This window comes from Pseudomonas salicis (assembly GCF_057128705.1).
The window spans coordinates 125,919-151,643 of the sequence record NZ_JBSKHU010000009.1; the positions used below are offsets into that span (position 1 = coordinate 125,919).

21 protein-coding genes are annotated in these 25,725 nt (G+C 52.3%); 13 read left to right on the plus strand and 8 right to left on the minus strand.

Translation table 11 applies throughout. From position 1 onward, the window contains the following. Nucleotides 1-1,135: 1,135 nt before the first annotated feature. From ACWKWE_RS27445 to ACWKWE_RS27455, 3 genes are read right to left on the minus strand one after another with little or no spacing between them, the layout of a single operon-like run. Nucleotides 1,136-2,071 carry a TniB family NTP-binding protein gene (locus ACWKWE_RS27445; protein ID WP_483852263.1) on the minus strand — a complete coding sequence of 312 codons (936 nt, stop codon included), beginning with the start codon at nucleotides 2,069-2,071 and terminating at the stop codon, nucleotides 1,136-1,138. Beyond that, nucleotides 2,068-3,993, minus strand: coding sequence for a hypothetical protein (locus ACWKWE_RS27450; protein ID WP_483852264.1), 1,926 nt, complete (start codon nucleotides 3,991-3,993; stop codon nucleotides 2,068-2,070). Before ACWKWE_RS27450 ends, ACWKWE_RS27445 begins: the two co-directional genes overlap by 4 nt. Beyond that, on the minus strand, nucleotides 3,990-4,646 hold the full coding sequence (locus tag ACWKWE_RS27455; protein WP_483852265.1) for a hypothetical protein: 657 nt from the start codon (nucleotides 4,644-4,646) through the stop codon (nucleotides 3,990-3,992). Before ACWKWE_RS27455 ends, ACWKWE_RS27450 begins: the two co-directional genes overlap by 4 nt. Nucleotides 4,647-4,896: 250 nt before the next feature. On the opposite strand from ACWKWE_RS27455, the gene ACWKWE_RS27460 reads away from it, so the two are divergent. Beyond that, a complete protein-coding gene (locus ACWKWE_RS27460) occupies nucleotides 4,897-5,796 on the plus strand; it encodes a hypothetical protein (RefSeq protein WP_483852266.1) in 900 nt (299 codons plus the stop codon). Nucleotides 5,797-6,020: 224 nt separating this feature from the next. On the opposite strand, the gene ACWKWE_RS27465 is transcribed toward ACWKWE_RS27460, so the two are convergent. Together ACWKWE_RS27465 and ACWKWE_RS27470 are read right to left on the minus strand one after the other, a co-directional pair. After that, a complete protein-coding gene (locus ACWKWE_RS27465) occupies nucleotides 6,021-6,578 on the minus strand; it encodes a DNA-binding protein (protein ID WP_483852267.1) in 558 nt (185 codons plus the stop codon). 326 nt (nucleotides 6,579-6,904) lie between these two features. Further along, complete coding sequence (locus ACWKWE_RS27470; RefSeq protein WP_483852268.1) at nucleotides 6,905-7,396, minus strand: hypothetical protein; 492 nt, start codon at nucleotides 7,394-7,396, stop codon at nucleotides 6,905-6,907. 862 nt (nucleotides 7,397-8,258) lie between these two features. Here ACWKWE_RS27470 and ACWKWE_RS27475 point away from each other — a divergent pair. After that, nucleotides 8,259-9,263: a helix-turn-helix transcriptional regulator gene (locus ACWKWE_RS27475; protein WP_483852269.1), complete on the plus strand. Its 1,005-nt coding sequence runs from the start codon at nucleotides 8,259-8,261 to the stop codon at nucleotides 9,261-9,263. A gap of 461 nt (nucleotides 9,264-9,724) precedes the next feature. On the opposite strand, the gene ACWKWE_RS27480 is transcribed toward ACWKWE_RS27475, so the two are convergent. Next, nucleotides 9,725-10,696, minus strand: a complete 972-nt coding sequence (locus tag ACWKWE_RS27480) for a DNA-binding protein (RefSeq protein ID WP_483852270.1) — start codon at nucleotides 10,694-10,696, stop codon at nucleotides 9,725-9,727. Nucleotides 10,697-10,873: 177 nt separating this feature from the next. Between ACWKWE_RS27480 and ACWKWE_RS27485 the strand changes: the two genes are divergently transcribed. The 4 genes from ACWKWE_RS27485 to ACWKWE_RS27500 all read left to right on the plus strand — a co-directional run bounded on the left by ACWKWE_RS27485 (nucleotide 10,874) and on the right by ACWKWE_RS27500 (nucleotide 15,514). After that, nucleotides 10,874-11,782: a tyrosine-type recombinase/integrase gene (locus ACWKWE_RS27485; protein WP_483852271.1), complete on the plus strand. Its 909-nt coding sequence runs from the start codon at nucleotides 10,874-10,876 to the stop codon at nucleotides 11,780-11,782. A 378-nt stretch (nucleotides 11,783-12,160) separates the two neighbouring features. Continuing rightward, nucleotides 12,161-13,474: an AAA family ATPase gene (locus ACWKWE_RS27490; RefSeq protein ID WP_483852272.1), complete on the plus strand. Its 1,314-nt coding sequence runs from the start codon at nucleotides 12,161-12,163 to the stop codon at nucleotides 13,472-13,474. A gap of 1,054 nt (nucleotides 13,475-14,528) precedes the next feature. Further along, nucleotides 14,529-14,765, plus strand: coding sequence for a hypothetical protein (locus ACWKWE_RS27495; protein ID WP_483852273.1), 237 nt, complete (start codon nucleotides 14,529-14,531; stop codon nucleotides 14,763-14,765). Further along, a complete protein-coding gene (locus tag ACWKWE_RS27500) occupies nucleotides 14,765-15,514 on the plus strand; it encodes a hypothetical protein (RefSeq protein WP_483852274.1) in 750 nt (249 codons plus the stop codon). Before ACWKWE_RS27495 ends, ACWKWE_RS27500 begins: the two co-directional genes overlap by 1 nt. 229 nt (nucleotides 15,515-15,743) lie before the next feature. Here ACWKWE_RS27500 and ACWKWE_RS27505 read toward each other — a convergent pair whose 3' ends face one another. Then, a complete protein-coding gene (locus tag ACWKWE_RS27505) occupies nucleotides 15,744-16,724 on the minus strand; it encodes an aldo/keto reductase (RefSeq protein WP_483852275.1) in 981 nt (326 codons plus the stop codon). Nucleotides 16,725-16,881: 157 nt separating this feature from the next. On the opposite strand from ACWKWE_RS27505, the gene ACWKWE_RS27510 reads away from it, so the two are divergent. Continuing rightward, a complete protein-coding gene (locus tag ACWKWE_RS27510) occupies nucleotides 16,882-17,811 on the plus strand; it encodes a LysR family transcriptional regulator (RefSeq protein WP_483852276.1) in 930 nt (309 codons plus the stop codon). 266 nt (nucleotides 17,812-18,077) lie between these two features. After that, the gene (locus tag ACWKWE_RS27515; RefSeq protein ID WP_483852277.1) at nucleotides 18,078-19,178 is read left to right on the plus strand and encodes an alkene reductase; all 1,101 of its coding nucleotides are present in this window, start codon (nucleotides 18,078-18,080) and stop codon (nucleotides 19,176-19,178) included. Between the two features lie 38 nt (nucleotides 19,179-19,216). On the opposite strand, the gene ACWKWE_RS27520 is transcribed toward ACWKWE_RS27515, so the two are convergent. Further along, a complete protein-coding gene (locus ACWKWE_RS27520) occupies nucleotides 19,217-19,981 on the minus strand; it encodes an SDR family NAD(P)-dependent oxidoreductase (RefSeq protein ID WP_483852278.1) in 765 nt (254 codons plus the stop codon). 130 nt (nucleotides 19,982-20,111) lie between these two features. Between ACWKWE_RS27520 and ACWKWE_RS27525 the strand changes: the two genes are divergently transcribed. The 5 genes from ACWKWE_RS27525 to ACWKWE_RS27545 all read left to right on the plus strand — a co-directional run bounded on the left by ACWKWE_RS27525 (nucleotide 20,112) and on the right by ACWKWE_RS27545 (nucleotide 25,723). Beyond that, entirely contained in the window at nucleotides 20,112-20,477 is a 366-nt protein-coding gene (locus ACWKWE_RS27525) for a DUF427 domain-containing protein (protein ID WP_483852279.1), read from the plus strand. A gap of 68 nt (nucleotides 20,478-20,545) precedes the next feature. Further along, entirely contained in the window at nucleotides 20,546-21,538 is a 993-nt protein-coding gene (locus ACWKWE_RS27530) for a zinc-dependent alcohol dehydrogenase family protein (RefSeq protein WP_483852280.1), read from the plus strand. Nucleotides 21,539-21,962: 424 nt separating this feature from the next. After that, on the plus strand, nucleotides 21,963-22,856 hold the full coding sequence (locus ACWKWE_RS27535) for a LysR family transcriptional regulator (protein WP_483852281.1): 894 nt from the start codon (nucleotides 21,963-21,965) through the stop codon (nucleotides 22,854-22,856). Nucleotides 22,857-23,073: 217 nt separating this feature from the next. Continuing rightward, on the plus strand, nucleotides 23,074-24,156 hold the full coding sequence (locus ACWKWE_RS27540) for an SDR family oxidoreductase (protein ID WP_483852282.1): 1,083 nt from the start codon (nucleotides 23,074-23,076) through the stop codon (nucleotides 24,154-24,156). Nucleotides 24,157-24,397: 241 nt separating this feature from the next. Next, nucleotides 24,398-25,723: an efflux RND transporter periplasmic adaptor subunit gene (locus tag ACWKWE_RS27545; RefSeq protein WP_483852283.1), complete on the plus strand. Its 1,326-nt coding sequence runs from the start codon at nucleotides 24,398-24,400 to the stop codon at nucleotides 25,721-25,723. The last annotated feature ends 2 nt before the right edge of the window (nucleotides 25,724-25,725 follow it).

Sequence of the window (25,725 nt, forward strand, 5' to 3'; positions counted from 1 at the left end):
CTCCTGGCAAGTAACCTAGTGTTTGTAATTGTTGTCTTTAGGAGTGATGCAGACTCCTCGATAGTTTTATATTGCGAGGAGCTGCAAGCAGTTTGATCATTCAATGGTGAGGATGACCCGAGTTGGAGCTTAAGCACGTCACACAAGTTGTCACTGTGGTACCATAACTTCCCTGAGCGATTATCTCTGCGCACCGAGAACACGTTATCCCCGATTAAGGCACGGGTGTGCTGCTTTCGGCACTTGAGCGCACTGGTTAGCTCTGAAAGAGAAAGCTCTACATTCTTGCAGCAATTGTCATGCGTGCATAAGTTACGTAGAGAACTCAGGTTGCTGTTTATCGAGTCCAGTATCATTGGTGATAATATTGGGTGTTTTAGCGTTTTCCACGGCGCTTCAAATGCGCTAAGCGGCATGTTCGAATAGTAGTGCATTTCATCTGAGATAAATGATTTAAGTGCAAGTTCTACTTGTGGGTTTAGAGTAAAGTATTCAGATGATGAAAGCCCGCTCAAGCTCCTAAAAGACGGAGTGGCAGGGTTATATGTGTGAATTGTTTCTACGTAATCAATAACGCTTTGAACGTTGAAACAGCTCGGTGTCGGGTAATACGATTGTGCCGATACGTATTGGCACGGTGCCAGCGTATACTCCTGCCCACATTTACATTTGAGCAGCGAAACCTCCCACCAATTATACATTGTGTCGCATTTTGGGCACCTCTCGACGTATTTTATGCCGTGCACCTTGCAAGAATATTGGTCATGCGAATCTTGATAGCGCAAAAAATACCCTTTTTTTAAACATTCTGGGCAGTACCTAAAGTTGAACGGGATTCTAAAGCCATAGGTGCTTTTTTCGTTCAGATAAACTGGTGTCGCTCTGGACAAATCGCGATGGTATTGATAGTAGAACGCCCTTCGGATATTAGACGCCTGATCGGGCGCTTCTTCAATGAGTAGCTGGCATAATTCACCATCAGCTAGCAATAGCGGGATGGGACGATTGATATTGTCGAGTTTCAGCCGTCCAGCCATTTGCAAAATCGAGTCGAAGCCATTATGGAACGCTGTCCGCATTAGAAGACTGATAGGGCTCTCTTTGGGGAATGCCAGCCCAATATATGACAGGCGCTTCATTTCTTACCTGATATAATTTTATCAAGTTGCTGTTCGCTGGAGTGGAATACGTTATGATTTCCGTTCAAGTGTGTATCACTCCTCAGACGGCTAGCTTCAGTTTTCAGGTGGTCAAATAGAAAGCGATTGCTGCCGCTCTCAAGTGCCGATAACAACGTCGTTGAAAGTAGAACTGAAAGGGGAGACATGTTCCCCGCAGTGTGCACGTAAAGTGCTTTCAGGCAGTAAGGGTCAACTAATGAATCACAGTATTGAAAATTGCCGATTCGTTCAAGCTCTTTGTTGAATGCAGTCAAAATCTTTACCCAATTTGAATTTTTTTCATCCGAATATTCGATATTGCTCAGCCTTGCGCGATAAGGGTATCGCCTGGGCAACTGATCATTGCCGTCAACTATCTCTTCACTGGCGGTGATGCCTGATAAACAGACTGGGATTCGGGATTCGTCCATCAAATCTTTGATCCAATTGCAAAGGCTGATCTTACTTTTCTCTTGTCCTTTCAACGCAATATTATTGAACTCGTCAAGAATAATGAGCCGCGTCCGGCATGTTATTATGAGGCGATGGATACGTCTTTCAGTTGATCCTGTTCTCGCGTTCGCGTCCGGACTACCCAGCGCTTCTAGGATTGTTGCGGCCAGACTCTTTATGGTCGCACGCGGTGGAATACGCACATACAGACAGGGGATGACTTTACGAATGTTTCCCGGTTCTAGTTGTTCGTTAGATTCTCCCAAGATCTGAGTCACCGCTTCGCAAACGCTGGTTTTTCCGGTCCCTGAGTCACCTAATAACATCGCAGATACCGCTTCTCCCCCCGCTTCGCTGTTGCGAACACTGAGTTTGATTGTTTGAACGGCGTCGTGATAGCTGGGGTGTAGGATCTTGAAGGATTTGAATGCTCGGACGATCTGCTCTACGTGGTTCATAGTCGAGTATTTTTGCTATAGATAATTTCAAAGGGCTGGGTATTGTCTTCGCTTTCAGCTGAATTATCTGTGAACATTGATGTAAATTGAGCAGAAAGTGATCTGGTGTTTTCAGATAGAACGTCTTCGGTTTTCGATCCCTGCTTAGACTGCGCGTTTTTCTTCATCCTGACCTGGTATGCCTTTTTGATTCTTTCGATGTCCTTGCGAATCGAAAGTAGCTCGTCCGCAGCGGTATGATCAGAAAAAATAGAATTGTTATCAATCTGCTGCTTTCTGAGCAATTTGTGTTCGAACAATGTCAGATCGGTTTGATAGCGGGGATTGCTAGCATAACCGTGAAAGCGTTCATTCGGACGGTCTGGGTGAGCCACCTCAACCTGTCCAAGATTGGTAGAATCGTAATAGAGGATGGCTTTTTGTCCTTTTCTCAGTTTGTTGTATAGCTCGGGCAACGCAGGACCCCACCAGCTCAAACAAAATGCTTTGGCTACCCCGCCGTTAAGAGAGACGTATTTTATGGAGGTAAACAACCCATTGAGTTCCTCCGTGGCTACCTTTTGCGGTGGGAGTTGCTTTTCTAGCGCCCGACGCCAAGCTTCGTTGGGAGGCATATTCAGGCCACTGTGGGTTGATACGTGGTAATACTTGTTCAACCAATCGCCAAAGACACCGGCTAGCCCATCAGGTGTTATGCACGCTTGCTCTGCAGGGACGTAGTCTCCCAGCTGGTCAGGGTTCGACAGGGTGGTGCCTGGTATCATGTGAATTAACGAAGTGTTCAGCGTGCCAAAAAAGCGCTCGATATGCGGTTTTGAGTCGGGGTTGCCCAAGGGAACGAAGCGAATGGTGATACCAAGTGCTCGACAGATGTGATGTACCCGTTCGTTCGCAAACTCGACTCCACTGTCGACCACCAATTCGATCATTAGACCACGTTCAGATTCCTCCCCATGCACTGCTTCGATTGCCATGCGCAACGCCCGCAGGAATTTTTCTGCGCATGGGGGAATCAGTGACAAATCATAGCCAATCACCTTGCGCGTGCTGACCTCGATAAGAACCAGCAGATGGACGACACGCCCTAGAAGTGTCCCTTCATCATCCACCACCATGAGGTCGACGCTATAGCTATCCGCTTGAACCTGCTCCAGAAGATTCAGAGTCGGCTTGACCACCCCTCCCATGCGGTACAATGGGCGTGTTGCTTCTTCACCCAACGTGCGGTTGTCACGCCTTTGAGCGTTGACGCGGCAAAGCGTCCGATAAAGCGTGCGCAGAGACGGAAGCTTCAGAGGGGCCTTGTGATTCGATATGCGCTGCAGATTCTCGTGGGCCAGCTCACCCTTGAGCGTGGCGAACACGACTTTCATGGTGATCTTAGGTCCGAGCTTTAGATAGTGTGCGTCCAGCACCTGTTCCATCAGAACTTGAACTTCTGAGTAGAGTATTTTTCCGCGTTTTTTACGGCTCAGATGTTTGACGAGCGACAAAGGAAACCATCCTCGCTCGTTGCATTTCCGGGTCCAGTTCACTATCGACGTGTAGCTTGGCGCTTTTTTCTCGTTGCGTTCTACCGCGATTTTTTCAATTTCTTCTTGACATTTTTTGCGGGGTAGCATGCCCCCAAACAACTCTTTCAACCGCTTAACATAATAGAACTTTCGATGTGCGGCCTTGGCCGCTGGTGAATCTGGATCGGAAAGTATCAAACCGGCTGAATGCAGGGATGGCGCATTCACTTTCTTGGTGAACTTTCCAGTCGCTACAAAAAGCGCAAAATCATCTGGACAGTAATGACACAGAAGCTGCGTCATCGTCCCGCGAAGTGAAACGAGACCTGGCGTCACTGTGACGACTTCATATTCCTCTTTGCCGATCTCATAGATAGCGCCTGGAAGAATCTCGGCAGGGTTGTTCAAGACGCGCACCTTTTGAGTTTAGTGTCCAGATTGAAAGGTTTATTAAGGTCGGCGAACAGTTCGTTAAAAAAAATCGCGCGTGCGATGGCACGAATCGAGATCAACGGACTGTGCGTGAGCAACTCTCGCAAAGTGAAGGTGTCGCGCAGATCTCTGATTTGCTCTCGTAAGTAGCTCAATTGACGGTCGGTCGCCAAAAAGCCATGGCTGTACAACAGCTTCAGATTATCCGCCACGGGAGGCAGCTGAATTTGGTGAGCTTCGATCACCAAGTGATGCAAACCTTGTTCACGGCACCAGTCTTGGACCTCATTGAATCGGTCGAGCTGCCGCGATGACACTTTAGCCAAGCTTGGCACGATCTTAACCAGGATCTGTTCTGCAGAAGCAGTGATGACGCGAAAGTCGGGTGTATAGGACCAACTGCGTGCTCGTGTTACCAGGATGATCGGATCAGGGAGAACGGTATAGTCGAGGATGCGGGCATCATGCTCCAGCCAGAGGCAGTACTGAGCCTCCAGGCGCCCGTGGCATCTCACCTGTCGCCCTAGCTTGAGAGAGGAAAAAAATACCGTGTGTCGGCCGTGGCGTCCGCCGAAGGCGTTTTGCTGTCGAAGCGTGCCGTCCGAATTGCGAGTTTGTTTCCTTCGCATAGCGTGCAACTCCCGTCATAAAAGCTTGAAAGTTCAGTGCAGGACGAGCCGATTATGCAGCGCTAATGGCTGCGGTACACCCTCAGGAAATTGTGTAGTTAAAAAAATATTTGTTGAATTAAATCAAGGAATTATCGAGCTTTCCTACTTCCGCATGCGTTAAATTTAACGCGCAGATGTGTACCCCTCCTTGCGAGGATACAGGTGTCGTCTAAGCTCTCGGCACAGTCGGTACATATCGAGCTCGAAGATGGCGCAAAGCATCAATCCAGTACGAAATCGTCTCTTGGCGGGCATTCTGTTTCAAATCTCAGGCGCGGACAGTCCCAATAACTATGCGGTCTGGTGCAGCCACTGGTGGCTAACCCTTCACCCGTATATGGAGGCCGAAGATAAGCCGAACGGCAAGTGGATCAATTTTCTGAAAGGAAGCACGCCGCATTGCCTGGATTTACTCGCTTCCCGATTTCCACCTTTGCGCCGGGCGATGGAGGATTCACTGTGGGATGTATTGGCGTGGGATGGAAAAAATCAAACGCAGATTAATGAGTTCATCATGGGCCTTCTTGGAAAGGGCGATATGTTCCCCCCGCGAGCTTCTCGGACAGCGGTCAACTCACGAATGTTCTCATTGATGGGTGTACCAAACTGGAATGGGTTGGCGCTGGCGTTATCGCTATTAATGAGTCGGTCGCGCGCTTTCTACCGGCATCGTGCGTGGCTGCACAAGCATTTTACAGTCTATTTCGCACTGGCGTGCGCCCAAGATTCTGTGGGGGGGGCAATGTACGGCTTGTATAGACTGGTAGACGAGCTTGTTCAAAATGACATTGTGAAACGGCCTAAAGACTGGCCGCTGCACCTGCAGCATTTCGATGCGTACATGGACGATTGGGAAGAAGCTTATGCAATCTTACCAACCATCCAATGGTTTGCTGACGGTATACCTCAATGGGAGTTGTACGGGACCCTGTGGTGCCTGCATCTTAAAGGTAGCTCTCTGCTGGGCGATCTGATGAGGCGACTAGACCCTGCAGAGATCAAGTACCCACGAAGACTCAGGCAGAACCTGAATAGCATCACACCGCCAGACCTGTCTGTTTACGAACCACACTTGGGAATGGACTTCAAGGCGGCGTACCGTCCGTAAACTACGTCTGACCGAGACACGGCGTCGGCATTTGTTGCGTAACCCTCAGTGGGGGAGCGCGCTCCAACTAGATTGTTCAGCAATACACCGGTGAATGAACCGATGAGGTTTGAATTGGCAAGCTATTACGGATGGCCTGCAAACAAAACCTGTCACCACTTGAGGAAAACATCAGCCCTTCTAAATCCGCATTTTCCGAGCTTTAAATGATAGATTCCCTCCGTTCAGGCCGTAGCGCTCTCGCCACTTCGATGTAGGGTAGCCAACTCAGCTTTCAGTTGTCGCAATGCAGCCTGTGCCTCGACCAGCGTGGCTTGGAGCCGATCGCCCTGCTGTCCTCGATCGCGCACCAGTTGCTGCAGCGCCTCTGCTTCGCTACGCATCTGCAGGTACTTGAACTCCGCGTTGAGGGTGCGATCGTTCAACTGCTGATTCATGTTTGCCAGAAATGCCAGATGCCCCGCCTGTTGATTGACGAGACCTTTCAACTGGTTGACTAAGGCGTGCTGTTCATCCGCGACTGCGACGGCAGTCCGAGCCAGAACCGTCATGCGCTCTGTCAGGTCGTCTTCCTCTCGTGCGGGAGATGCTTCATGTGCCGAGGGCGCATGCTGAAGCGCATCCTGACGATTCAGCTCCTGAAGGTAACGAAGGATCGTGGTGCGTGACCCGGTGTTTCCGAGCTCCGCTCTTATCGCATTGATCGTGATGCGCTCACCTCGTTTCAAGAGAGCATCTCGTGCCAATTGCACCCTTGCCTTATCAATACCACCATTCACCATGGCGTGATCTCCTACCGCTGTTGAGCAATTATGGGCCTGAGTAAGGTACCTGTGGGACCGACTTTTTTCACAATGCTGCAGAACGTCGATGAACTGCTTCGAGGACTGCTCGATCGCCCGGGTTGCAGGCTATTGGTTCGCTGTCTCGGCACATCATTAATCCTGATCGGTCCACTGGTCATGTGAGTTGTGGTGCCTAGCGTGGAACGCACGCAATATGCGCTGATCTTGACGGTGCCTAAGCAGTGGCAGTCTGGCGGGCTCTCTGAGTGTGGCTCGCTTTTCCAATAGGGCCAGCTGCCGCAGAGCCTGGCCATGCAAGCCGCCTAGGATGCCTGCAGCGTATCTTTCACACAGTGTAACGCGCGTTCAAGCCGTTGGCATTTCTGGCTCTGTTGCAATCGGTCGCCGTTCATAGGTTCCGAATCCCGATACAGCTGCGTCATTTCCTGCTGCTTAGGCAGGTGCTTCTCTGGACAGTCATGGGCTTTACGCCGTAGCAATTGCAGCCGCTGGTCGTGGCTTTTGACTTCTTGGTCACGCTGAAGCATCTGCTGCGATCGGTCAGGTTCCGGAGTGCTCTGAGCGAAGCGATGCTTATGTTGTCGAGATTTAGTCAGAGCGTAGTGCTCTTCAAGCTGAGGGTGCTGCTTATGTTGCGCTTCTCGTACTGAAGCCTGATCCATCTCACGCTGCTGTCTGGCTTTCGCTTGATCTTTCTCAAATCGGACCCGTTTTCCAGCAGGCTTCTCCTGAGCCTGAAGCTTCAGATATTCGGTTAATCTCTCAATACAGCGACTGAGTTCATCATCAAGCATACTCCCGGGGGGTGGTGCCTAGACGTCATTCAGCCCTTTCTGATAGCACGGAACGGTGATCTTTGCACCCGTGTTACCGAGTTCAAAGCGAACGATATAAATGGCGTCTCTGTAGTCGCTGCATCGCTGTTGTCGGGGAGATTGCATTGTGTCCGCGCCTAACGAAATTACGCAGTGAGAACCAATCAGCTAGTACCTGGGCCGCCGTTTTGGTTGTTTGCCAGTGATCGTTCGGGGCTTTCCGTGATTGCTGTTCTAGGCGTTGCTACCTGGAATGGGATTTGGAGCTAATCTGCTCGGATGTTGTGGTTCTCTGAGGTGGCTGGTCAGAGCGGACGAACGCGTAGAACTTTTACTAGCTTTCTATACCTTGGGTTGATCTGCGTTGCAGCCTATCGGCAGTACTGGCAGGCTTTCTCGTCGAATCTCGGGGTTACGCAGTGGTCGCCGTGGTAGTAGTAAATCTGTCGGCCTAGTGGTCATCCGACGGACACAGAACCAGATCGCAATGGCGCAGTGAGTTGAGCGCTGAGTGCTGAACTTATTTCAGAAACACCGTGATTAGGATGCCGGCATGATGATGACAGCTTGGGAGGCTATATCCCGGAAAAACCACGGCTGTTGATCGTAGATCTCAAGATCTACCTTTGTAAGCAATGATCTCCTCGTGCCCATCATGGCACGCCTGTGGTGAGAGATTCCGGCATCAGCAGCGCTTGAGGCCCAGACGCAGGCTGTTCTTCCCCTACCTTGTCAGCGAGGCTATGAAATGAAGAAAGTCGTTTCTAGAGAAGTGGACCCTGGTCATCGTGATAGTCGTAGACTCGAGATTCGCAAGATTCTGACGCGTAGGGGCGGACGCATGTCCACTGATGACGTGAACAATTTGTTGGCTGTAGAGGGGGCAAGTTGGGTGAATCAGAGGACCACCCGCCGAGATCTAGACGATCTTATGAAGGTGGGATATATCGTACGCCATGCCGGCGAGACCGGCGACAATCACCGTTCGTGGTACTGGTCAATAAGAAGGCAAAGCTTGGATGTGGCTTTCACGCCTGAGGAGTCATTGACCGTTGCTGCTGCGCTTCAACATGCTGAGCAGTTTGGTTTTTGGCTCTGTACCGATGAAATTGGCATCCTGCGGGACCACCTCACTGGCGCGTTGCATCGCCATTCTGTAGGCAGGCTGACAGTCGAAGATAGGGTATTTACAGGTTCCCGCTTTAATATCCTAAAGCCTGGTCGATACAAACCAGAACACCTGACCGCCATTCAAACTGCGATGATCGAAGATTACAGCCTGCAGATTCGTTATCGCCCGAGGCAGGCCGACAATATCGAGTGCTCATACACGCTGTGCCCACTGGCATTCGCCTATCAAGATTGCGACGTTTACTTGGTGGCGTTTGTGAGCAAGGAAAAATGGCACGGTAAAGAGCCTGACCCAGATAAACCTCGCGGCAAATACAGTAGCGGCGGCCCCGGCACGGTATGTGTGCTGATGCTCAATAGAATGGTCAGTGTCACGCAGGCGAGAGAATTCGTACCAGAGCCTGAGGGTTTTGATCTCCGATCGCCAAGCATCCAGAAGGAGTTAGGAATGATGCACGACGACAAGAAAATCGACCTTGAACTAGCGCTATCGGAAGATATGCTCGACATGTTCAGTGAAAATGAGATCGGATCAGATCAAAGGCTCGAACGTTCGCGCGAAGGGTGGAAGTTTATCTGCAAAACGATGGACACTGAAGGGTTGAGGTCGTTTCTGCTCGGATATGCAAAAAGTGTCCAAGTAGTCGCCCCGTTATATTTGCGAGAGCACATCTGTGCTCAGTTGGAGGCGGCAGTGACAAGGTATAGACGATAGTTTTTCGGGCGTTAGTGCAGCTTGGTTCATTCGGTGGCTTGAGGCGGAAGAATGGCCGTTTTTGTTCGGGGGAGGGCAATGGGCTTTATCGCGATACTCGGCGACTGGTTTACACCCTATGCGCGTTGCTAGGAGCGTCGAGTTGGAGGAAGAAAGTCAGCTTTTCAATACGGCCGATGATCAGATTGGGCGCCGGGCTTTGTACGCGCATGAGGCCGGGTTCCGAACCGTCCGTATTGATGGTGGAGCGCTCGTCACGGGGCAAAACGCTATCCCGTGCGCTTGTACTGCCTTATCAATCATCTCGCGATGCGCCATGGTCTGTTCGCATTCTGATGCGGTGCAATTGTGAGTCTAGGGGGACAAGATTGCGAATAGCTCGTCACATAAAAATTAAGATAGCGCCGTCCGTCTTACATCAACGTTGAATGTTACCGCGGTTAAAGTGATGGGTGTTCCGCCTAGTTTCCCTTATGAGGTTCCTGGCCGAGCTGTAATTCTGAAGAGTTCTCAAGCTTGCTGCGCAGCGACCTGAGCAGTCGAGCGTCGTGACGTTGCCTGATCAGCGACTGCCTGACCGCTTCTTTGAGAGCTGCCCGTTCTTCAAAGACCGCTTGCAGCTCTTGGCTCTGGACATCTCGCGCCTGTTCCGCTGTTTGAAGCCGATCCTGAGATGAGTTGAAGGCGCGTTCGAGCCGTTGGTTCTCCTGGCGATGGTGCATTTGTTCGCCGTTCAGGCGCTCCAGATCACGATATAACTGACTCAGTTCTTGCTGCGATCCAAGCCAACGATCTCGGATTACTTGCATGTCGCGTTGCAGCTGTTGGACCTGTAAGTCGTGTCGTTGAGTTTCTTGTTCACGCTGCAGTAGATGCTGCGCACGGTAGTGTTCGAGCGCCTCTTGGGCTTGGCGGTATTTGTCCTCCAGGGAATGGATCTGCGCCGCACGTTCCTCAAGCAGGCGCAATTGCTGTTGATGCGCCTCCCGCAGTCGTTCCCGTTCCAGCTCCGACTTTTGCAGCTGGCTGACAAGGGTCTCTTCGTGAGCCAACCCTGCCTGTCGTGCCTCTACCAATGCTGCATGCACTTGCTGCAACTGCTCCTGGCGGGCCTGTTCCACTTCCCGTTGCTGTCGAGCCGCTGCCTGCTCATGTTCGAATGATGCTCGTTCGGCGGCGAGCGCCTGGTGGGCTTGGAGCCTAACTCGTTCGACTAGACTGCTGATGTAATGCGTCAGTTCTTCATTCAACGGCATCACGGGCTCCGGAGTTTCCGGGCCTCCGAGCTCCCTGAGGTACCGCTGGATGGTGGTTTTGGACCCTGTATTGCCCAATTCCACACGTACAGCATCAATGCTCGGGCGTACCCCGCGGGCGAGGAGCGCACTGCGTGCGATTTGGACGAGCGCCTTGTTGATGCCACCGCGGGCCATGGACATAACTCCGACGATTTCGTGGTGTTTTATGCAGTATGTAAGTACACGTGTACAAATGCATGAGAGACGGAAGCGCCGCCGACGAGATGACGTTTGAGAATCCTGAATTCTCAAACGTCACCCTCTTTTTCTTCATATTCGAGCTGTTTTGCGGTACGCGGGGAGCTGTGTGGCATGACCGACCCAGTTGATCGTTACCTGAAGTCAGCACGGCGCGAGAGCACAACGCGCCGTTATCGCCAGGCGCTGGACCATTTCGAAGCGGGGTGGGGTGGTCTGCTGCCTGCCTCAAGCGAGACCGTGACGCGATACTTGGCGGATAACGCAGAACGTTTATCCTCGTCCACTTTACGCACGCATTTGGCGGCACTGGCGCAGTGGCACAAACGTCATGGGTTCAGTGATCCGACCAAAGCATCTCGAGTTCGCGATGTGCTTCGCGGTATTCAGGCTGAACACCCGCGACCAGTGAAACAGGCGCAAGCGATACGATTGCATAGCCTCGAGGAATGTTCCGCAGGGCTACAGCGACAAATGACGTCGTCCGACAACGCAGTGCGGCTGCGCGCCTATAGAGATAACGCGTTGATCCTCCTGGGCTTCTGGCGGGCATTCCGTGGAGACGATCTGTGCCGGCTGAAGGTGGAGAACATTCAGGTTCGATCAGGGGAAGGGCTGAACATCTCTATCGCGAGCGGTAAGACGGATCGCGATAACAGAGGGCAACACTTTAGCGTCCCGGCCTTAAAGCGTTTGTGCCCTGTGGATGCCTATGAGGCTTGGCTCGGGGTCAGCGGTTTAGAGGGGGGAGCGGTATTTAGATCAATTGACCGCTGGGGGCACGTTGGTGTCAAGGCATTGAACCCTAACAGTGTGTCTCGATTGCTGCGGCTCGCGTTTGCCCGTAATGGATTGAATGGTGAGGCCTACAGTGGGCATTCACTGAGGCGGGGGTTTGCAACCTGGGCTGATAGCGATGCTTGGAGTACGAAGGATTTGATGGAGTATGTGGGTTGGCGTGATGTGCAGTCGGCTATGGGGTATGTCGACGCGAGTGTTTCGTTCGGAGAATGGCGCCGTTGAAAGCGGAAAGTACTCCCCAAAGATCCATTTGAGGAGAGCTGCAACTCATTTGTCCTGCGATTTTTAGTGATGGCAAAAGGCTATTTGATGTACAGTGTTGTGGCCAACTCATTGCTACACAGCTTGGAGGGATAGCCGATGTACCTCAAGCATGTGCTCCGTGGTGAATCGGGTGTTGCGTCGCTACCGGACCCACAGGCCAAAGTTATGAACGCCTACCTCATCCACGGTTATTGTAAACAGCTGCAGGCATTAAGATATTGGGGTGTGGGCTCGTCGAGAGTGAAACCCCATCGATAAAGATACAGTTGATCATACGGCTTTGCTACTACTCTAGAGAAAAGGAATTCCTAAGAAATGGTAACCAGACTAACTAGCTTGGATTTCGACCAGTCTTTGATTAGGCTTGTTCCAGACGACGACATATCTGACGACGATAATATCTATACCGTAATTGTCGGAAAGAATGGTGTTGGGAAAAGCAGATTACTATCGGAAATCGCCAAGGTCAGTGTCGCAGCGGACTATCATCCGAGAGTTATCGCCGTTTCTACCAGCCCATTCGATAAATTCCCAAGTCCTCGCAAACGAGGGGGCTCCGACGCCAGTACCTATCGGTACGTAGGAATGCGTAGTGAAGGCATGTTTCAAGCCTCTTCGGCTGTCTCGCTAATTTCATCTGCCTCCAAAGGGCTACTGGAGAAACTGGTAATAGGTATCGGCGGACATGACCTTCAAGCCGTTTTTGAATCATTAAACTTCCATCCCGTGGCAGAGTTCGTGTTTAAGCCGGGTTATCTAAAGCTGGGTACTGATGAGTACTACGATACGGCGAGAATTGAAGGGACCAGTCTGGCGATCGAGCTCAGGCGCCTGGATCGGGAATATGGGATTCAGGTTGATGAAAGATATTTCGAGCTTTTGGAGAGTTTTCATTTAGGGAGGCGACTGGAGGTGTTTAACTCCATGGTCAAGATAAATGAGATCATTACTCGGCGGCGGGCAATCGAGCTGAAGGTCGACTTCATCGACTCCACGTCCACCTTGGCTGGGATAGTGGCTGATAATTCTTACATTCATGCTTTATTGGTCCTGATGGGGGCTGGACTCATGAGGCTTATGGATCTGAGGCTAATAAAAATAGGGTATGGGGAGCTATCCCTAAAGAAAGCGAGTTCGGGGGAGCAGTGCTTGCTGGTTCTAATTCTCGGTGTGGCTGGCCATATTGTTGATGGGGCATTGGTTTTGATTGATGAGCCTGAGATCAGCCTCCACCCTAGATGGCAAGAAGAATTTATGTTGCTACTGACTTCGACTTTCTCCGGCTATAAAGGATGTCAGTTTGTAGTGGCCACCCACTCCCCGCAGGTGGTGGCTAGGTTAAAAGGCGCCGGTTGTTATATCGCGTCTCTCTCCCGGCGCGCGCTATACAGGGCGGAAGAGTTTTATGAAAAATCTGCCGATTTCCAGCTGGCGGAATTGTTTGATGCTCCCGGGATAATGAATGAATATATTTCAAGGGTTGCGTTCAATTTGCTGGCTAAGGTAAAGGCCGCCAAACACCTAGATGCTGCATCAGCCAATGAGCTGAGTCGGTTAATGGCGTTCAACCAACAGTTAGATTCCTCCGACCCGGTCAGGGAATTAATACAATCAGTAGAACGGTTGTGTCAAAACTATGCCAATGATTAATGAAGCTGTCACATTAAGTGGTGTAGCGCTGGCGCTGATTCGTGCGAAGGTAGCATCACCCGAATATTCGCATTTGAGTTGGGGGGATGATGACTTGCTTCCCGTGCGGCGAGAGATAAGAGAATTTTATCGGGACTCTCAACGACTAGTGTGCGCCTATTGCTTGGGGCCTGTCTCCGAGAGATCTGCCGCGGGAGCCCCTATCGAACACATAGTCCCAAAGTCTCAGTATTTGGCGTTTATGTTTGAGCCCAAGAACCTTTGCGTAATCTGCGCGGATTGTAATGAGTATAAATCCAGTCGTGAGACTTTAACGGATCCTGTGTTGGTCGCGCATCGCGTGAACTACCCGGCCAACCCTGTCCTTTTTAGAATCGTTCATCCGCATTTTGATGTCTATGAAGAGCATATAGCTAGGTTCAACAGGTTGTATGTTGAATGCTCTGATAAAGGTGGTTATACAATATATGCTTGTAATCTGAATAGGTTTTTCAGGCGTTTCGGTCGCAGTGACGAGTTGGTGAATGATGTCGAGTTGCTTCACCAGTCTGAGCGTTTTTATGACAGAGGAGTAGTGGATCTTGGTCGATGATTGTTGAGCGCATGTTGCATGTCCGTGCAAGTGGGGTAAACTCACTCGCACGCCATTAAAATGTCTCAATGGGGTAATGCCGATTGGCGAGATGTCAGCACCAGGTTTTAGGCGGCTCATCCCTGGGGGCGCGTAGTACTCACGGCTAGAAAGTTGGAAAATGACAAGTCCGATGAATAGATACATGGATAAGATAAGTATCTTTTTTGCCTGGGCGCTGGTGAACGGATGAGCTGACGCCGCTTGGAGGTGCTGATCGTGCTATTGCCTTGTTCTGTAGAGAGGGCTGGCAAGCTATATCTACTTGCCGCAGCGATGCAGGTAAAACCTTGCTACGTTGAAGGAGGTCGAGTTGATTTAGATCGTTCGGTTTTAATTTGGATTTAATCACGTGGCTATCGAATATTTTACATTCTGACCGCGCACTCGTGCATCGGAATAATCTGGTTTTTGGGGTTTTGTATGGGTTTGGCTCTCGCTCTTGTGTTCCATATTCTAGGGACTTGCTTCGCCGCTGTAGTTATCTATATTGTCTCGCCGATGATTTCTGAACTGATCGGCGAGGACTTGCGTTTCGTCTATACCGTTCTTTATGCCCTTCTTGCCATCTGGAGCGTCCGTACCGCAAAAAAAATAGAGACCGGCAAACATGAAGTTGCAAATGAGCTCGAAAGTATCGTATCGAAGGAGGACAAATAGTGTTAACAGTCATCTTTGGGGTAATGGCGGCCGCGCTGGGGATTCTGGTCTGCATGATCCGCGTAATTGGCGTGTTGAATGATGAAGTGCAGCAAGTGGATACTCATGCCGAATCACGCTTGAGGTATCGTTGGTTGTATCGTATTTCGGAAAAGTTGGAAACTGTATGGCCTCTCGTGAAGCCATTAAATGAGTCTGTATGGGCTGAGAAAGTCGCCAATGGCTCAATCGTTGCGGTCGCTGGTTTATTAGTTTTTGCAGGCTTGTTTGAACAGTTCTTAAAAAATCATGCTGTGTTTTTTTTAATTGCTATTTTTATATTTATGTCACTTTCCAACGGGCCTCGCGGATTGGAGGTTTATCGAAGGCTTAAGCCATATTTGCCGGTCATTTTTCCAGCAATTGCCTATCACGGGATGACGATGCTGGAGAACGGGCATCCGGAAATTGTTCAGAAACTGGTGTTTCCCGGTCGAGATTTCGAGGAGACTAAACTGTTAGCGGCACTGGTTGGTTTAGCTATGGCCTTTATCATCCCCTATCCACTGGCAAAGTTTGATTTCTGGTTTTCTAAATTAATTTCAGCAAGCACCTTGTATTTCGTGAAGGATTTTTTACGGCTCGGAGTGAAGCCGTCAGGCGCTCTCGAGATCTCGCTCAAGAAAGTGGCAAAGGACTCGATCATGCTAACGACGAAGGTTGCCCTCGTTATTTTGGGTGCCCTGACTTTCATGGCTCAATTTCTGTAGGGTTTACGAATTCGTTTCATCAGCGCACGTTCTTCGTGCGCTGGTAATCGGCAGCCTGTAGCAGCCCCTCATCAGTAGCCAGCAGTCATAGCGCTCTGTGGAGGTGGAGTGTGCTGGGCAGGGCGGTCTCTGAGGCGTTGTCTGTCAGCGGATGACTTTGAAGGCACAATGGAACAATGCTGCTGGCTGGTAACCAGACAGCAGCGGGTCGACATTCATCCGCCGTTGGTTAAGAAAATCCTACAACGGCATGCGGGACGTATGGTGCTTCTAGCTGGGTTAGCTCTTCCTCTGTGAGACTGATCTCAAGCGCCGCGAGGGCGTCAACCAGGTGTCCGGGGCGCGATGCGCCGATAATTGGAGCTGTAATTGCTGACTGAGAGCCGACCCATGCGAGCGCGATTTGAGCAGGTGGCACCCTGCGGGCTTTCGCCACTGCTGCTACTGCCTCGATCACCTTACGGTCTGCTTCGGCTGTGTGTTCGTAGAGCTTTTTACCAAACTCGTCTGCTTGGCTACGTTCAGTTGTTTCGTTCCAAGGGCGGGTAAGCCGGCCGCGTGCCAATGGGCTCCAGGGGATAACGCCAATTCCTTCTGCCTGGCACAAGGGCATCATTTCTCTCTCTTCTTCACGGTAGAGCAGATTCACGTAGTTTTGCATGCTCGCAAAGCGCGTCCAGCCATTGGCCCTGGACACGTTAAGCATCGTCGCGAATTGCCAAGCATACATCGATGAGGCACCGATATAACGAACCTTGCCTGCTTTGACCAGATCGTGGAGAGCCTCAAGGGTCTCCTCTACAGGCACCTCATAGTCGAAGCGGTGAATCTGATAAAGGTCGATGTAATCGGTCCCTAACCGGCGCAATGAGTTATCTGCTTCCTGCATGATGGATTTGCGACTCAGACCTGCGCCGTTCGGGCCCTGATGCATGCGCTGATGAACCTTTGTTGCAATAACAACCTCATCGCGGCGAGTGAAGTCTTTCAGCGCGCGGCCAACGATTTCCTCTGAGGTCCCGTCCGAATACACGTTAGCAGTGTCGAAGAAGTTGATGCCTGCCTCCACCGCTTGGCGAATGAGGGGCCTGCTTTGCTCTTCGCCCAATGTCCATGCATGTGCTCCACGATCCGAGGCGCCATAGGTCATGCATCCCAAACACAGCTGCGACACTTCCAATCCTGTGCGCCCAAGTTTTGAGTATTTCATACAGAGTCTCCGTAAGCGTGAGCTGGCGATTCGGTTTAACCGGCAGCGATTGCCAACCGCAATCAGCCCTGTAAAGGGCCGGCGCTAGGATATTTTTCTTATGAGATTCAAATAATCCGGTATTTTTGAGAATGATATTTTCACTGGGTGAGAGAGAATGGACAAACTGGAGGCTATTCAAATTTTCGTCGAAGTCGTTGAGCGTGGAACGCTCTCCGCAGCTGCGGCGCAGTTGAACATCCCCCTCCCAACGCTGAGCCGCAAGCTAGCCGAACTCGAACGCCACCTAGGCACAAGGCTTTTGGCGCGCACCACTCGTAAGCTTGAGCTGACAGACGCTGGCAGGAGTTATCTGCAATCATCTCGCCAAATTCTGGAGCTTGTGACCGCCGCTGAGCGAGGTGCGATGGGTGAGTACATGACACCTAAAGGTGAGCTGCTGATCACCGCCCCGTTAACATTCGGTCGAGTTCAACTGCTGCCAATTGTGAACGAGTTTCTCGCGATGCATCCTCAGGTGAACGTGAAGCTCGCCTTATCTGACAGCCGCTTGGATCTGGTCTCCGATCACCTGGATATTGCACTGCGAATTGGGATTCTGCCGAACAGCAATATGATTGCGAGACGCGTTGGGAACATGCGTTGGGTAGTGGTCGCCAGTCCAGAGTTTCTGGCTGGGAATGGGTCACCAGAGACCCCGGACGATTTAGCAAACCGGCCATGTGTCGGCGTCGACCACGTCCATCTTTCGACGGTATGGCGTTTCCGTGATCCTTCCAGCGGAGCTGCTCGCAATACGCCGATTCGTGCGAGGCTCACAGTAACGACTGCAGAGGCGGCTGTGGATGCTGCAATTGCCGGCGTCGGCCTGACCCAGGTGCTGCATTATCAGGCCGCAGGAGCCCTTGCTGCTGGACAGTTACAAGTGGTGCTTAAAGAGTACGAGGCCGAGTCGCTTCCCGTTTCGCTTGTGTTCCAAGAGCAGACGCTGTTGCCTCTGAAGGTTAGGAGTTTTCTTGACTTTGCTGCTCCGCGTCTTAGACAGGCAATCTCTTTTCAAGGCGAAGGTGCTGTGGGTAACCACTGACGCCGAGATGACCAATCTCGCTATAAGCATATGCTCGATGGAACGCCGGCAGGCTCCCCCCGATACTGCCTTGGCACGTTTATACATTTGTCTATTTGTCTATTTGTCTATCTATCTATTTGGATCAAACAATCATTCGTTGTATCAAACAATCACAATATAGCCGATTGACCCTATAAGTCCCCGCCTTCTATTGACGCTCCTACCGACCTCTCGTAGATATCGTGAACACTGTTTCCTTCACACGCTAAAGAGAGATAACTCCCATGCCTGCGTTGTTTCAGCCCGCCAAAATAGGCAGCCTTGATCTACAACATCGAGTGGTAATGGCTCCTCTAACGCGAATGCGTGCAGGTCCCGATGATGTGCCTACCGACCTGATGGCAGCCTACTACGCCCAACGCGCGTCAAAAGGGGGCTTGATCATCACGGAGGCGACGGTGGTTGCTGCCAATGGTCGCGGTTATCTTGGTGCCCCAGGCATATACACGGATGCGCAGGCAGATAGCTGGCGTAAAATCGTTGACGCCGTTCACCAGAAAGGCAGTCGAATTGTGCTGCAGCTTTGGCACGTTGGGAGGACCTCCCACAGTGATTTACAGCCTGGAGGTGGACCGCCAGTCGCGCCATCCAGCGTGCCCTACGACGGGGTCGCTTACACGCACAACGGCTGGGTACCGGTAAGCCCCGCGAAGGAACTCTCGATCGCAGAAATTGCTGAGCTTGTAGATGAGTATCAAGTTGCAGCGAGTCGCGCCAAAGCAGCCGGTTTCGATGCCGTGGAAGTGCACGCAGCCAATGGTTACCTTATTGACCAGTTTCTTCAGGACAATACCAACCTGCGTGAAGACAGGTACGGGGGCACGCTGGCCAATCGGGTAAGGCTACTACAGGAAGTGCTAGAAGCAGTGATCGAGGTCTGGGGCAACGATCGTGTAGGCGTAAGGCTGTCGCCCAGCAGCGATTTCAATGGCATGTCCGACAGCACTCCGCAGGCTACATTCTCGTTTATCGCCAAGACGCTGAATGATTACTCGCTCGCCTATCTGCATGTAGTCGAGCCGCGTGTCAGAGGTAACGAAATCATCCCAGAACGGGATCAAGCGCCTGTTGCAACACGGCAGCTTCGCAAGGTGTTTGAGGGGCCCATCATTAGCGCTGGCGGTTTTGATGCCATCAGTGCGGAGGAGATCATTGCTCAAGGGGATGCTGACCTTGTCGCCTTCGGTCGTGATTTCATTGCCAATCCTGACCTCCCTGATCGCCTGCTTAAGGGGTATCCATTAAACCTGTACGACCGGGATACCTTTTACGGCGGGGACGAAAAAGGCTATGTCGACTATCCCTTTTTCATATCCGAACCTTAGCGGTAAATGTGCGCCACGCGTACAGCGTGGCGCCGTCATCATGAAGCCGTCTTGCCACCGTTCACCTGGATGATTTGTCCCATGATGAATGAGGCTTTCTCAGAGGCAACGAACACAATTGCTTCGGCAATCTCCTCCGGTGTCCCAAGTCTGCCAGCGGGGAGTGCAGAAGCCATTGCGGCTTTACGATCTTCCGTTCCGGCAAGCCGGCCTAGCATCGCGGTCTCTACTGGACCAGGTGCAATGGCATTAACACGTATCCCATGCGGCGCGGCCTCCAGCGCGGCAGATTTGGTCAGACCCTCGACCGCATGTTTGGTCGCCACATATAACGAGGCTCCTGCTGCACCACGACTTCCCATCGTCGAAGACAGATTCACGATCGCGCCGCTTTTTTGCGGAATCATCACCCTAAGCCCGTGCTTGATCCCGAGTAAGGTACCTAGAACGTTGGTATCAAACATGGAGTGGTAAGCCTCCACCGTCTGGTCGATCAGCGGGCCCCATTGGCCCTCAGTGCCGGCATTATTGACGAGGACATCAAGGTGGCCGAACAGGGCGATCGTCTGGTCAACAAGATTGATTACTTGCTGCTCGTCACGGACATCTGCCAGCAAGAAATGGACGGTGTTGCCTAGAACAGAGATTTCTCGGACGAGCTCTGCTCCAGCGGCCGCGTTTCGGCCAGAGATCACCAAATTCGCACCCTGGTGCGCGAAGGCCAAGGCAGTGGCCCGGCCAATCCCGGCCAGTGCTCCGGTAATAAGCACGACTGGGGGATTTGAAAAGCTGTTGTTGGACATGGAATAAACCTTGATATGAGGTAAGGTAGAGATACCAATATGTACGTCCGTATTGGTTGGCCGTCAACCTAAGATTCTGAGTTCCGCCACATTTGCCATTTCTCATGAGCCTAAGCACAGGAGCCATACCGTGAAACTACCTGGACCGGACCATCCGATTACGATCACCCCAAGTGCCAGCGTGGTGACCGTATTGTTCAAAGGGATCGAAGTCGCGCACACGACCCGCGCGCTGGCACTGGACGAGTCAAATTACCCAACCGTGTTCTACATCCCTCGAGAAGATGCCCGGATGGATCTGATGACAAGTTCAGAGCATCAGACCTACTGCCCGTACAAAGGAGCAGCCACTTACTTCACGCTTGGGCCCGAGCCCGGGAACGGCTTGAACGCGGTCTGGAGTTATCAAGATCCATACCCTGCAATGGAGCTGATACGTGAACACGTGGCGTTTTATACGGACCAGGTAGAGCTGGTAGTGGCCCCGCTTCCATAGGCTGCAGAAAAAACGGCGACTTGTAGTACTGCCGGGTAATCCACTCATTCCTTTCAATGGTGACCTGCATGACTCGTGTAATTGGTTTTACTCAATACGGCGGCCCGGAAGTCCTTCAGTACCTGACTATTCCCACCCCGGAGCCCGGCGTCGGAGAAGTGCTTATCCGGGTGTATGCGATAGGCCTGAATCGCGCCGAATCCATGTGGCGCAACGGCGAATACGTCGAGCCCGTTAAGCTGCCAGCTCGCTTGGGTTATGAGTCGGCTGGAGTGGTAGAGGCGATTGGGAGAGAGGTTCAGCATGTAGCAGTGGGAGACCGTGTGAGTACGGTGCCATCGTTCTCACTGAATGATTACGGCATGTACGGTGAACAGGTTCTGGCGCCAGCTCATGCGGTGGTCAAATTGCCGGATTCAGTCTCCTTTGCTCAGGCCACTGCGATTTGGAATGTATTCATAACGTCCTATGGAGCCCTAATCGAAACCGGTCTGCTGAAAAAGGGCGATGTTGTCTTGATTCCTGCAGCATCCAGTTCCGTTGGGGTCGGTACGCTGCAAGTTGTGAAAGCAGGAGGCGGTATAGCGGTGGCGCTCACACGCACCCGGGCTAAAAGCGATGAGCTACTGAAGGCAGGAGCCGATCATGTGATCGTGACGGGGGAAGAGGACCTCGTGACAGCAGTCAATAACATTACAAACGGCAAAGGCGCCGACATCATTTTCGAGTCAGTGGGCGGCGCTAACTTTCCCAAGCTCGTTGATGCGATTACACCGGGCGGCACCATTTTCATCTACGGTGCGCTCAGCGAAGAGATCACCCCATTACCGCTTCTGTCGCTGATAGCCAAAACTCCTATTATTCGTGGATACAACCTGTTTGGAACGACAACCGATCCTGTTCGTCAGCGCAAGGCTACCGATTTTGTTTTTGACGGATTAGCGAATGGCTCGCTGAAGACAACGATCGCGCAAACCTTCGGATTTGATCAAATGGTCGAGGCCCACCGCGAACTGGAGAAAAACGAGCATCTGGGCCGGATCGTTGTCACCGTTGACTGACGCCATGGTTAGGATCGTGATGTTGAGAATATGGGTCTCAGCCAGCGGCGGGCTGAGGCCAAATCTGACTTAATCGCTGCGATATAACGATGCAAGTGCCTATATTTCAGCGAGGAAATCTCAAATGGGGCTGTCGCAGAAATATTTCCCGCCATTGAGGAATAATGCCCACGGCGAGGCTTGATCGGATTTGAAGAATAGGACCCTATTTCAGACCTCCAGGAATAGCAGCTCGGACTCAACGGATTAACAACTCGCAGTTCTTGCTCGTACCATTTTGCGCCCCACGGTGACCAGCACGGTGTAAGCATGATGAATTCACCGCTCTGAGGGAGAGGCCATCCTGACGGCTGCTCCGGGGCTGCCTCACGGCAGCATTCCTTGAGGCTTTTCGCTTCTCTATAGATTTCTGAGGAAGGGTAGCTTGACCACAATTCTGGAAAAAACCACAGGACTCGTGGCGTTTGTACGCACGGCAGAGGAGGGGTCGTTCAGTGCCGCAAGCCGGGTGATCGGCTCGAGCCAATCGGCCGTGTCAAAAAGCGTTGCACGCCTGGAGCAGCGACTGGGTGTCCGATTGTTCCAGCGCTCCACACGCACGTTGAATCTCACCGCCGAGGGGCAGACCTACTACGATCGCGTGGCGCCCCTGCTCAGGGCCATCGACGAAGCTGACGACGTTGCGGCAGGTGCGACCACTGTAAAGGGTCTGCTGCGTATCACAGCTCCACAGGAGTTCGGGAGGATGCTGATCGCGCGCTGGTCCGCAGAGTTTCTTGAGCAGTATCCGGAAGTCAAAATTGAGCTGAACGTCACCGATCGTTTTGTTGATCTGATCCGCGAAGGCTACGACGTTGCCATTCGTATGGGCACATTGACCGACAGCGAACTGCTCAGCAGAAAAATCACAGATCTTCACTGGGTGATGGTTGCATCACCGGCTTACATTCAGCGACACGGTCTACCACGGACGGTTGAAGATCTGGACTCCCATCAGGGGCTGCGGTATGCGGCCGCAGGAAAACCTTGGCCAGTGTCGCTGGCAAACGGGCAAACGATCCTGCTCAACAGTCGCTTCGACACGGATGATGCTGGATCAATCAGGCGTGCATCAATGTCTGGGGCCGGTGTCGCCTACCTCCTCAGAGTTACGGTCTCGGACGACCTCGCGTCTGGCGATCTTGTGCAGATATTGCCGCAACTGGATTTAGTGCAGTTGCCTGTGTATGCCCTACATGCCTTTGGCAAGCAGGTGCCTGCACGCGTTCGCCTTTTCATCGAGTTTTTGATGAAGCAAGCGGCTTGGTCGGACATATGAGCGATAGGCATATCAAGACGGTAACGCGAAGGGGTGGTCGTGCTCTGTGCCGTGAGGCTGGAGTGGAAAGCAGGTAACGACTCAGCGTTTCTTAGACATCATTTAGGACTCTCAGGCATAGGTTCTCTTCCCAATGCCCGCTAACTGGAAGAGATACCGAAGCATACGCTTACACCATGTTCACAACGAACTGTGTTATCCACCTGGAGAAATCGAAATGACCACTCAAGATAACTCGCCACGCAACCTGCTGATCACCGGAGCCTACGGCGTACTCGGCACCGGCATTACGGACGCAGCTCTGGCTGATCCAAACCGCCGCGTCATCACCGCCGCACGTCGCGCTCCACCTGCTCACCACTTCGCAGGTGGCAAGGCGCCTACCAGTCTGTCGGTGGATCTCCTGAATGCTGAGGCGACTCGCAAAGCGCTGGCAGGAATCGACGGCAAGATCGACCTCGCGTTCGCTGCCTATGTGGACGGTGGCAGCATGGAGAAATCCATCAACGACAACATCGCCATCCTGCAGAATACCCTTGATGCTCTTTCCGCTCGCGACGTGCCAGTCGGTAATGTCGTCCTGATGGGCGGTGCGAAATCCTACGGTTTCCACTTGGGGTCGATGAAAACCCCGGCCCGCGAAAGCGATCCTCGCCTAGCGGCACCGATTTTCTACCATCAGCAAGAAGATCTGTTGGCTGAATGGGCGCAGCGCCATGGTGCAACCTGGACGGTTTTGCGTCCGCACATGGTGTTCGGCCCAAGCATCGCATCGCCAATGAACCTGGTGACCGGCCTGGCGACCTTTGCCGCTATCAGTCGTGAACTCGGCGCACCTTTGCGCTTCCCAGGCAGCTGGGGCACCTGGTCTGCACTGCACCAAACAATGGATGCTCAACTTTTTGGTCGCGCAGCATTGTGGTCCCTGGACGCAGAAGGCGCCCGTAATCAAGTTTTCAACATCACCAACGGCGACTCCTTCCGGTGGCGTCACATGTGGAAAGTGCTGGCTGAAGTCTACGGCATCGAAGCTGGTGAACCTCAACCGATGCACCTGGCCAGCCAAATGGAAAGCATGAAACCAGTGTGGGATAAGCTGGTTGAGAAGCACGGCCTGGTGGCCACCCCTTACGATCAAATCGCTAACTGGGGCTTCCTCGATGCTTGTCTGAATTGGGATGAAGACGTTGTGCTCAGCACTGTCAAATTGGCCCAAGCAGGTTTTACCGAAGTCATCGACACCCACGACAGCTTCCGTCAGCAACTGCTGCGTTTGCGTGAAATGAAGTTGGTCCCATAAGACCGCTGATTTCTTGAAGTTCTAACGCCACAGTAATTCGCGGGTTAGTGATAGACGCAGCGCTTTCGCTCACCCGCGATTTGGATTTGAAGTTGCAGTCGAAAGTTTGCGTTATTCATAGTTATAAGATCTAACTCAACGTAAGTGTTTCGAGTGTTCCGTCGAGTGCCATGTGGTCGATGGAGAAAAGTTTATTAAACGTTCTTTCTTTTAATACCTAATTTGCTCGGAGATTTTGATCATGACTATTCATAAAGATTCTCAACATAAAGCGCCAATTGGTGACTTCGCCCCGCTGTTTATTCCTGCGCCGGTCGGTCTGGGGGCGGGCATTGGTGCTCAAGGCACCGTTGTGAAATCCGCAAGTGGTCGCAAGCTGCGGCTCAAGTTTGCAATGACTGCGTTGGCGTTGATTGTCGGTGGCGGCGGTTTTCTCGGTTTCAACGGACATAGCATTCCGGCTGCGGCTCATGCCGAAACCGCTGCAGCGCTCCCCGAAGTAGACGTCACCAAGGTTTTGAGCCGCTCGATCGTAGATTGGCAGTCGTATTCCGGCCGTCTGCAAGCCGTCGAGCACATCGAAATCCGTCCGCAGGTCTCGGGCAAGCTCGTTCAGGTCAACTTTAAAGACGGCAGTTTTGTGAAGAAGGGGGATGTGCTTTTCACCATCGACCCCCGGCCATTCCAGGCGGAGGTTCAGCGTGCGGAAGCTCAGTTGGCAGCCGCCAAAGCTCGTGCTGGATACACGGCAACCGAGCTTGGTCGTGCGGAGCGCTTGATCAGTGCGAACGCTGTATCAAAGAGCGTGTATGACGATCGTCAAAATGACGCTCGCGAGGCGGCTGCGTCGGTTCAAGCGGCACAAGCCCAACTCGCCACAGCCCGTCTCGACCTTGAGTATTCGACTGTAACAGCGCCTATTTCAGGGCGCATGTCTCGCGCTGAAATCACCGTGGGTAACATCGTATCGTCCGCGCCTGACTCACCGGCATTGACCACATTGGTGTCCACCGATCACCTGTACGCCTCGTTCGATGTGGATGAGCAAAGTTTCCTCAAGTACGTGAACCCTACCCAACTGGTGAAGCAGCCGGTCGCGGTGCACATGGGACTTGCCAACGAAACCGGTTTCCCTCGCGAAGGGCTGCTGAACTCGGTTGACAACGTCATGGACACTTCCTCCGGCACCATCCGTGTTCGTGCGATTTTTGACAACTCCAAAGGCGAACTCGTGCCAGGTCTTTACGCCAACATCCGCTTCGGCGGTGCTCCGCACCAGGCCATTCTGGTTGACGATAAATCCATCGGTACTGATCAAAACAAGCGTTATGTCTTGGTGGTGGATAGCAGCAACCGGGCGAGCTATCGGGAGGTCAAAACGGGCTCGCTTTACGACGGTAAACGTGTGATTGAGAGCGGTCTGTCTGCCGATGAGCGAATCATCGTTACCGGCCTTCAGTTGGTCCGTCCGGGGGACGCTGTGCGCTCCAAAGAAGTGGCGCTGGACGGTAGCGCTTTGCTTCAGTCCGACCTCGCTCGGGCTGATACCGCAGTTAAGCAGCGCTGAGT

Bases quoted from the DNA above. Each gene is read 5' to 3' on its own strand.
- ACWKWE_RS27445 (WP_483852263.1), bottom strand. From the start codon at position 2,071: ATGAACCACGTAGAGCAGATCGTCCGAGCATTCAAATCCTTCAAGATC.
- ACWKWE_RS27455 (WP_483852265.1), bottom strand. From the start codon at position 4,646: ATGCGAAGGAAACAAACTCGCAATTCGGACGGCACGCTTCGACAGCAA.
- ACWKWE_RS27460 (WP_483852266.1), top strand. From the start codon at position 4,897: ATGGCGCAAAGCATCAATCCAGTACGAAATCGTCTCTTGGCGGGCATT.
- ACWKWE_RS27465 (WP_483852267.1), bottom strand. From the start codon at position 6,578: ATGGTGAATGGTGGTATTGATAAGGCAAGGGTGCAATTGGCACGAGAT.
- ACWKWE_RS27470 (WP_483852268.1), bottom strand. From the start codon at position 7,396: ATGCTTGATGATGAACTCAGTCGCTGTATTGAGAGATTAACCGAATAT.
- ACWKWE_RS27475 (WP_483852269.1), top strand. From the start codon at position 8,259: ATGTCCACTGATGACGTGAACAATTTGTTGGCTGTAGAGGGGGCAAGT.
- ACWKWE_RS27480 (WP_483852270.1), bottom strand. From the start codon at position 10,696: ATGGCCCGCGGTGGCATCAACAAGGCGCTCGTCCAAATCGCACGCAGT.
- ACWKWE_RS27485 (WP_483852271.1), top strand. From the start codon at position 10,874: ATGACCGACCCAGTTGATCGTTACCTGAAGTCAGCACGGCGCGAGAGC.
- ACWKWE_RS27495 (WP_483852273.1), top strand. From the start codon at position 14,529: ATGGGTTTGGCTCTCGCTCTTGTGTTCCATATTCTAGGGACTTGCTTC.
- ACWKWE_RS27505 (WP_483852275.1), bottom strand. From the start codon at position 16,724: ATGAAATACTCAAAACTTGGGCGCACAGGATTGGAAGTGTCGCAGCTG.
- ACWKWE_RS27510 (WP_483852276.1), top strand. From the start codon at position 16,882: ATGGACAAACTGGAGGCTATTCAAATTTTCGTCGAAGTCGTTGAGCGT.
- ACWKWE_RS27515 (WP_483852277.1), top strand. From the start codon at position 18,078: ATGCCTGCGTTGTTTCAGCCCGCCAAAATAGGCAGCCTTGATCTACAA.
- ACWKWE_RS27520 (WP_483852278.1), bottom strand. From the start codon at position 19,981: ATGTCCAACAACAGCTTTTCAAATCCCCCAGTCGTGCTTATTACCGGA.
- ACWKWE_RS27530 (WP_483852280.1), top strand. From the start codon at position 20,546: ATGACTCGTGTAATTGGTTTTACTCAATACGGCGGCCCGGAAGTCCTT.
- ACWKWE_RS27540 (WP_483852282.1), top strand. From the start codon at position 23,074: ATGACCACTCAAGATAACTCGCCACGCAACCTGCTGATCACCGGAGCC.
- ACWKWE_RS27545 (WP_483852283.1), top strand. From the start codon at position 24,398: ATGACTATTCATAAAGATTCTCAACATAAAGCGCCAATTGGTGACTTC.